The 7,856-nt window shown below is 72.5% G+C and carries 6 protein-coding genes; 2 read left to right on the top strand and 4 right to left on the bottom strand.

The features are described 5' to 3' along the window. Positions 1 to 62: 62 nt before the first annotated feature. Both KMS84_RS36620 and KMS84_RS36615 read left to right on the top strand, forming a co-directional pair. Positions 63 to 2,261, top strand: a complete 2,199-nt coding sequence (locus KMS84_RS36620) for a PTS fructose transporter subunit IIABC (protein WP_256920863.1) — start codon at positions 63 to 65, stop codon at positions 2,259 to 2,261. A gap of 208 nt (positions 2,262 to 2,469) precedes the next feature. Further along, positions 2,470 to 2,763, top strand: a complete 294-nt coding sequence (locus tag KMS84_RS36615; protein ID WP_256920862.1) for a hypothetical protein — start codon at positions 2,470 to 2,472, stop codon at positions 2,761 to 2,763. A gap of 105 nt (positions 2,764 to 2,868) precedes the next feature. Here the strand turns inward: KMS84_RS36615 and KMS84_RS36610 are convergent, their stop codons facing one another. From KMS84_RS36610 to KMS84_RS36595, 4 genes are all read right to left on the bottom strand, one after another. Continuing rightward, entirely contained in the window at positions 2,869 to 3,615 is a 747-nt protein-coding gene (locus tag KMS84_RS36610; protein ID WP_256920861.1) for a DUF6227 family protein, read from the bottom strand. A gap of 226 nt (positions 3,616 to 3,841) precedes the next feature. Then, positions 3,842 to 5,071: a L,D-transpeptidase gene (locus KMS84_RS36605; RefSeq protein WP_256920860.1), complete on the bottom strand. Its 1,230-nt coding sequence runs from the start codon at positions 5,069 to 5,071 to the stop codon at positions 3,842 to 3,844. 384 nt (positions 5,072 to 5,455) lie between these two features. After that, positions 5,456 to 6,484, bottom strand: a complete 1,029-nt coding sequence (locus tag KMS84_RS36600) for a P1 family peptidase (protein ID WP_256920859.1) — start codon at positions 6,482 to 6,484, stop codon at positions 5,456 to 5,458. Between the two features lie 53 nt (positions 6,485 to 6,537). Beyond that, on the bottom strand, positions 6,538 to 7,815 hold the full coding sequence (locus tag KMS84_RS36595) for a low temperature requirement protein A (protein WP_256920864.1): 1,278 nt from the start codon (positions 7,813 to 7,815) through the stop codon (positions 6,538 to 6,540). Positions 7,816 to 7,856: the final 41 nt, after the last annotated feature.

Raw genomic sequence — 7,856 nt, 5'->3', positions numbered from 1 at the left:
CCCGTCCCCACCCTCGCCCACCACCCCACGACCCGGGCGATACGCGTGCGAAGGAGCCCGCGATGAGCGACATGATCACCGCGGACCTGGTCGATCTCGACCTGTCCGCCCCCACCAAGGAAGCGGCGGCGCGATCCCTCGCCGAGCGCATGGCGGCCCTGGGCCGGGTGACCGACCTCGACGGCTTCCTCGCCGACGTCGCCGCCCGCGAGGCCCAGATGCCCACCGGCCTCGACGGCGGCATCGGCATCCCGCACTGCCGGAGCGCGCACGTCACCGAGCCGACGCTCGCCTTCGGGCGCAGCGCCGCTGGCATCGACTTCGGCGCGGCGGACCGCCCGGCCGACCTGGTCTTCCTCATCGCCGCCCCCGCCGGCGCGGACGACGCCCATCTGACGATCCTGTCGTCGCTGGCCCGGCAGCTGATGAACGCCGACTTCACCGCCGCGCTGCGGTCGGCCGGCGACCCGGCCACGGCGGCGGCGCTGATCCGCGGCGACGAGCCCCCGGCCGCCGCCTCAGCCGCCTCAGCCGCCGCCTCGGCCTCCGACGCTCCGACGAGCTCCAGCGCCCCGGCCTCCACCTCCGCGGGCTCCGCCTCGGCGCACTCCGCTCCCGCGGAACCTGCCGCAGCGGCCTCGCCGGAATCCGAGGCCTCCGCGGCCTCCGAGGCCTCCGCGGCCTCCTCAGACTCCGTGTCCACCCCCGCACCGGGCGGGGCTGCCGGGTCGGATCCCGAGCCCGCGCGCCCCTTCCGGATCGTCGCCGTCACCTCCTGCCCGACCGGCATCGCGCACACCTACATGGCGGCCGAGTCCCTGGAACGGGCGGGCCGGGAGGCGGGCGTCGAGCTGGTCGTCGAGACGCAGGGGTCGGCCGGTTTCACCCGGCTCGACCCGGCGGTCATCGACGCGGCGGACGGCGTGATCTTCGCCCACGACGTCCCCGTGCGTGACAAGGACCGCTTCGCCGGCAAGCCCACCGTGGACGTCGGCGTGAAGGCGGGCATCAACCGGCCCGCCGAACTGATCGGCGAGGTGCGCGGGAAGGCGGAGCGCGGCGAGGTGACCTCGGGCGCCCCCTCGGGCGGCGGCACCCCCGTCGAGCGCGCCGGCGAGTCCGGCGAGGGCTACGGCACCAAGTTGCGCAAGTGGCTGATGTCGGGCGTGAGTTACATGGTCCCGTTCGTCGCGGCGGGCGGTCTGCTGATCGCCCTCGGTTTCGCGATCGGCGGTTACGAGATCAAGTCCGCGCCCTCGGTGATGGACCACTTCGTGTGGACCCAGACGGACAGCTGGGCCGCCCTGCTCTTCCAGATCGGCGCCGTGGCCTTCGGCTTCCTCGTGCCGGTCCTCGCCGGGTACATCGCCTACGGCATGGCGGACCGGCCGGGCCTGGTGCCCGGCTTCGTGGGCGGCATGATCGCGTCCACCATCAACGCGGGCTTCCTCGGCGGTCTCGTCGCCGGCCTGCTCGCCGGTGGCGTGGTGATGGCGATCCAGAAGGTGCGGATCCCGGCGCCGGTGCGCGGCATCATGCCCGTGGTGGTGATCCCGCTGATCTCCTCGGCGATCGTCGGCTTCCTGATGTTCGTCGTGGTCGGCAAGCCCATCGCCTCCGCGCAGAAGGGCATGACCGACTGGCTGAACGGCCTCTCCGGCTCCAACGCCGTCCTGCTCGGCGCCCTGCTCGGGCTGATGATGTGCTTCGACCTCGGCGGTCCCGTCAACAAGGTCGCGTACACCTTCGCCACGGCCGGCATCGCGGTCGCCAGCCCGAGCGACTCCGCCATGAAGATCATGGCCGCGGTCATGGCGGCCGGCATGGTCCCGCCGCTCGCCATGGCGCTGGCCACCACGGTCCGGGGCAAGCTGTTCACCCCGACCGAGCGCGAGAACGGCAAGGCCGCCTGGGTGCTGGGCGCCTCCTTCATCTCCGAGGGCGCGATCCCGTTTGCCGCGGGCGACCCGCTGCGCGTGATCCCCGCCTCGATGGCGGGCGGCGCGGTCACCGGCGCGCTGTCGATGGCCTTCGGCGCCACACTGCGGGCCCCGCACGGCGGCATCTTCGTGGTCCCGCTGATCGGCAACCCGTTCCTCTACCTGGTCGCCGTCGCGGCGGGCGTGTGCGTGACGACGGCCCTGGTGGTCGTCCTCAAGGGCATGCGCAAGCCGGCTCCCGGTGCGGCGGGGTCCGCGACGGCGGGAGACGCCGCCGGTACCGCGACCGCCCAGGAGACGAAGCAGCCGGTGGCCGCGTAAGCAGGCGGCCGGCACGGCCCCAGGCCGACCGTGCAGCAGGGAGCGTCGGCCCTCGGCCTGTCGGGCATCCGGCCGATGTGAAGGATCCAACCGATCCAACCGATCCAGGCGATGTGGCCGATCTGGTCGATGTGACCGTTCTGCGTGGCCTGCGAGATGCGTCACGGTCCGGGGCCAAAGTCCCGGACCGTGGTGTGTACTGGGCGGTATGCCCGTGCATCTCACGCCCGCCCAGCTGACGGCTCTGACCGTTCTCGCCGTGGCGTCCGTCGCCTGGCTGCTCGTCCTGACCCGGGTCCTGCGTCGGATGCGCGCACGCGCCGAGGCTCACGCGGCGCTCCGCGCCTTTCCCGTCGGCCCCGTGGCGCCGGTGCTCCCTGCTCTGTCCGGCCTCCCACGCCAGCAGCAAGCGGCCGCTCCCCACCGGGAGAGCGTCGAGCTGACGACGGCCGAGGAGGACGCCTTCGCGGGCCTGGTGCGCCGCCTCGGCGGCGACCGCTGACCCCGGCGGGCCGATGCGGAGTGCACTGACGCGGGGCGTGGCGAGGCGGCGGTTCTCAGCGCGGCGAGGCGAGGCGGGGAATGGCGTGGCGGCGGTCGGCTCCGCTCAGGAGACCTGTGCCGCCCGGCGTTCCATGGCGTCCCGGGCCGCGGCCTCGGACGCGTACACCTCGCACATGTGCCGCCCGTCGGGCGTCGCCGTGTGCTCGACCTCCCACAGGGAGATCTCCCGGCCGTCGCGCAGCAGGAACGCGTGCTCGTACAGCGAGTAGCCCAGGCCGATGCGGCCGGCGCGGCAGGGGCGCCCGAAGGCCTGCGTGATCTGGTGCGCGAACGCCGAGCCGAGCAGGGCCGTGGTGTCCGCGTCGGGCCGGTCGGGGTTCTCGGCGCGGCGCAGCAGACGCCGTGCGTGGTCCGCTGAGTCGTCCGGCACGTACACGTGGCGGGGCGCCGGGAACGGCGAGAGCTGGACCAGCACCGGCAGTTCGAAGTCCGGGGCCTCGGACGGCAGCGGCAGCCGGGCGGTGGCGGCGCGCAGCTCCTCCTCGTCCGCGTACACCTCGTGCTGGGGCTCGCTTCCCGGGGCGGTGTTGTGCACCAGTTCCCACAGGGTGAGCGCGCAGCCGTCGGCCAGCAGCCAGGTGTGCCGGTAGGTTTCCCGGTGCAGGCCCGCGCTGTGGTGCGCCGAGTGCAGGGAGCTGTCGTGGGCCAGCGCGCAGTCGAGCCGCCGCAGGGCCTCGTCGGGCAGCTCGAACGAGTTCAGGGCGCGACCGAGCAGTCGCGCGAGATGCTCCTCCGGAGACTCGGGCGACTCGGCTGGTTCGTACGCTGTCGTCTCGTACGGAACGCTCAAGGTTTCTCCCGGCGTTGCTGCATGTCACCTTGTGGGTGCATACCGTAGCCCCTCGGTCGGACATCATGTCCGGGAACCGAGAAAACGTATGTCGGGGAAAACGCGCGGGCCGTGCGGATTGTTCCCGCACGGCCCGACGATCGCTCAGAAACCGCCGGTCAGGTGGCTTTTCCCGCAGGCGTGGCGCTCCTGGCGCGCCCGTTTCGCGGGGCGCTCGCGGTGGCGGTCACGCGCCGCTGCCCGCGGTCCACTCCGCCCACGACATGTTCCAGCCGTTCAGTCCGTTGTCCGGGGACACCGTCTTGTCGGGGGAGTTCTTGACGATCACCACGTCGCCGATCAGCGAGTTGTCGTAGAACCACTTGGCGGGGGTGTCGCCCTGCGCGCCCTGCACGTCGGCGAGTCCGACGCAGCCGTGGCTGGTGCCGGTGCGGCCGAAGGGCGGGTTGCTCTTCTTGTACCAGTAGTTGCCGTGGAGGAAGGTGCCGGACGTGGTGAGCCGCATCGCGTGCGGCACGTCCGGGATGTCGTACTCGGCGCCCAGGTTGACCGTCCGGCTGTTCATGCGCGTCTGCGTGAACTTCTCGGAGATCACCATCTGTCCGTTGTACGTCGTGTGCTCGGGGTCGCCCGTGGAGACCGGGGTGGTCTTCAGGGTCCGTCCGTCCCGCACCACCGTCATGGTCTGCGTGTTCGCGTCGACCGTGGAGACCTGCGAGCGCCCGATGGTGAAGACGACCGTCTTCTTCTGCACCCCGTAGACGCCGTTCGCGCCCTGGACGCCGTCCAGGTCGATCTTCATCGTGACCTTGGAGCCGGCCTTCCAGTACTCCTGGGGCCGGAAGTCGAGCCGCTGCGCCCCGAACCAGTGCCCGGCCACCTGCTGGCCGCTGCTGGAGGTGACCGTGATGTGCGACTGCACGCCCTTCTTGTCGGCGATGGCCTTGTCGAAGGTGAACGACACCGGCATGCCGACGCCGACCGTGGTGCCGTTGTCCGGCGTGTACGTGCCGATGAAGCTGTTCGCCGAGGAGACCGTGGTGAAGATCGCGTTGGCTGCCGCGGTCTTGCCGCTCGCGTCCTTCGCGGTCGCCGATATCTGGTACTTCGTGCCCCGTTCCAGCTGCTCCTTCGGCTTCCAGTTGCTGCCGTCGGCCGACAGTACGCCCTCGACGGCCTGCCCCGACCCGGCCACCGTCATCTTCACCTCGGAGAGCCGGCCGTCGCTCACCTTCACCCCGGTCCGGTTGATCGACGCGCCCGTCGAGCCGTCCTTCGCCGAGATGACGATCTTGGCGGTGGACGTCTTCACGCCGGTCCCCGCGCTCTTGCCGCCCTTGGCGTCGCCGCCCTCGGCGTTCGCGCTGCCTCCGCAGGCGGTCAGGGTCAGGGCGCCGACCACCAGGACGGCACAGGCTCCCACCGCACGCCGCACTGTCTTGTCCGCCGTCGTCACGGGCTGCTCCGGTTTCGTTCGAGGTGACTGATCATCGAGTGACCAGTGAGTGGTCAGCGAATGATCCGCTTCCGTACGTGGGGGAGGAGGGGCGCGGCGACCGCCGAGGTTGCGAGGCGGGCGCCCTTGGCACGAGCGCGTGACAGAACCGGGACAATGCCCGCCCGCCCGGGCAGAACCCGGTCTCGCCCGGGCAGAACCCGGTCCCGGCCCCCTGCGCTCCCGTGGCCACCGCCCGGTGGTCGGCGGCCAGGGGTCACCGGCCGGTGGACCCCGGCCCGCGGTCAGCGGCCCGTGGTCACCAGTTGCGTGGTCACTTTCACTGTCACTGGAAACTGATCACTGATCACTGATCGCCTGGTCGCCTGGTGACGGGACCCGTGGTCACCGGGCGCCGTACAGCTCCTCGTACGACGGCCAGGCCCCGCCCGGTCCGTCGACGGGTTCGGCCGCGCGTACGGCTCGGACGATCGCGCGCGTCACCACGTCCGCGCCGGCCGCGAGGACGTCGTTCAGCGCGAGCGGGTTGCCGGGGGCGAGCAGCCGGGCGCCCGTCGCCAGCGAGAACACGGTGTCCCCGTCATTGAGCAGGTGCACCGGACGCACGGCGCGTGCGATCCCGTCGTGCGCCGTGCCCGCCAGCTTCTGCGCCTGCGCCTTGGACAGGTCGGCGTCGGTGGCGACCACGGCGAGCGTGGTGTTCAGCGGCGGCGGCGCGTTCCTCGCCGCGCTCCCGGCCAGGCGCCGGCGCGCCGCCTCGTGCACCCGGGCCTGCGGGTACGTCACGCGTCCCTGGAACGACTCCCCGTACAACGCCCCCGTCTCCGGGTCCAGCACGGACCCCACCGCGTTCGCCACCACCAGCGCGGCCACGGTGATCCCCGAGTCGAGGACGACCGCCGCTGTGCCCACACCGCCCTTCAGCGCCCCGACCACCGCGCCGGTCCCGGCGCCGACGCATCCCTGGGCCACGGGCGCCCCGGGCTCGCTCTCCGCGGCCGAGGTCACGGCCGCCCGCCCCGTGGCCGCGTCCGGCCGGGCCCGGAAGTCGCCGCCGCGTCCCAGGTCGAAGACACAGGCGGCCGGCACCACCGGCACGACGTGCGTCGGGTCCGGGCCGACACGGACCCCGCGCCCCCGTTCCTCCAGCCACGCCATCACCCCGGACGCGGCGTCGAGCCCGTACGCGCTGCCGCCCGTGAGCACGATCGCCTCGACCTTCTGCACCAGGTTGCGCGGATCGAGGGCGTCGGTCTCCTTGGTGCCGGGACCGCCGCCGCGTACGTCCACCGCGGCCACGGCGCCGCCCTCGGGCGCGAGGACGACCGTGGCGCCCGTGAGCCATCCGTCGCCGGTCCGCGTCGCGTGGCCCACCCGCACGCCGGCGACGTCCGTCAGAGCGTCAACTGTCATGGCAGCCAGTCTCACCCAGCCCGCACCGCGCGCGGAGCCGCGATCCCGTCGCGTCACACCGCGAAACGCGAACCCTCCGCCGAGTCGTCCCCCGAGCCGTCCTCCGGGTCCTCGGAGTCCGGGGCGTCGGGCGCGCTGGACGAACTCCCGGGCTCGGAGCCCTGTGAGCCCCGTGAGTCCCGGGCGGTGCGCGCGAGCATGCGGGCCGTCAGGGTCGAACCGGTGGCCACCGCCAGGGCCGACACCAGGCCGGCCGCGAGGACCGCCCACTCGCCGACGAAAGTGCAGCAGATCACCAGCAGCGCGGTGACCGGCAGCACCGCCTGCTGGGCCAGGCCCACCTTGAAGTGGCGTGAGTGCAGCACCCAGACGGTCAGCAGGTACAGCGCCGTCGGGAGCGTGACGGCGGCCGACGCGGCGAGCGTGGAGAGGTGCGCCTGCCCGACGGCCTGCTCGACCGCCACCTCCAGGCCCGCGCCGATCGCCGCGGCCGAGGCGAAGACGGCGTAGTGCCCGTAGCCCCACAGGAACGCCTGCCTGCTGGAGCGCAGATGACCGTGGATGGGGACCACGAAGTAGATCCACCAGGCGGCGAAGACGATCAGCAGACCGCCGATCGCGATCGGCAGCAGCTCGCCCAGGGCGTCGTTCTCGTCGATGCCGGTCTTCACCGCGACCGTGGCCGCCGCGATCGTCTCGCCCAGCACGATGATCGTGAACAGCCCGTAGCGCTCCGCGATGTGATGCGGGTGCCAGGACGTCGGGTGGCCCCGTTCCGCGAACGGCGGCACGCACATCTCCAGCGGCACCATCACCAGGAACAGCCAGGCGCGGCCGCCCTCGGGCAGGATCAGCAGCCCCAGCCAGCCGACCTGGCAGAGCAGCACGCCACCGGCGTAGCGCAGGGCCGTCCTGCGCTCCGCGCCCTCGGTCGACAGTGCCACACGCAGCCACTGCGACGACATCGCGACCCGCATGATGACGTAGCCCAGCCAGACGGCCAGGAACTCGTGGTCCTCGAAGGCCCGCGACACCCCGGCCGCGAGCACCAGGACCCCGGCGATCTGGACGAGCGTGACGACCCGGTAGAGGGCGTCGTCGTTGTCGTACGCCGAGGCGAACCAGGTGAAGTTCATCCAGGCCCACCAGATGGCGAAGAAGACCATGGCGTAGTTGAGGATGCCCTCGCCCGCGTGGGATTCCGCCACCGCGTGCACCAGTTGGACGCCCGCCTGGGCGATGGCCACGACGAAGCACAGGTCGAAGAAGAGCTCGAGCGGCGACGCGACCCGGTGTGCCTCGCCCTTCCCGCGCGCGGTCAGTTTGCGCAGCGGGTGTCTGCGGGCGGGGACGGGGGACGGGGAGGGGCCGC

It is taken from the genome of Streptomyces hilarionis (assembly GCF_024539675.1).
GTDB lineage: Bacteria > Actinomycetota > Actinomycetes > Streptomycetales > Streptomycetaceae > Streptomyces > Streptomyces hilarionis.
This window is presented reverse-complemented; position numbering and strand designations above follow the sequence as displayed.

Bases quoted from the DNA above. Each gene is read 5' to 3' on its own strand.
- KMS84_RS36620 (WP_256920863.1), top strand. From the start codon at position 63: ATGAGCGACATGATCACCGCGGACCTGGTCGATCTCGACCTGTCCGCC.
- KMS84_RS36615 (WP_256920862.1), top strand. From the start codon at position 2,470: ATGCCCGTGCATCTCACGCCCGCCCAGCTGACGGCTCTGACCGTTCTC.
- KMS84_RS36600 (WP_256920859.1), bottom strand. From the start codon at position 6,484: ATGACAGTTGACGCTCTGACGGACGTCGCCGGCGTGCGGGTGGGCCAC.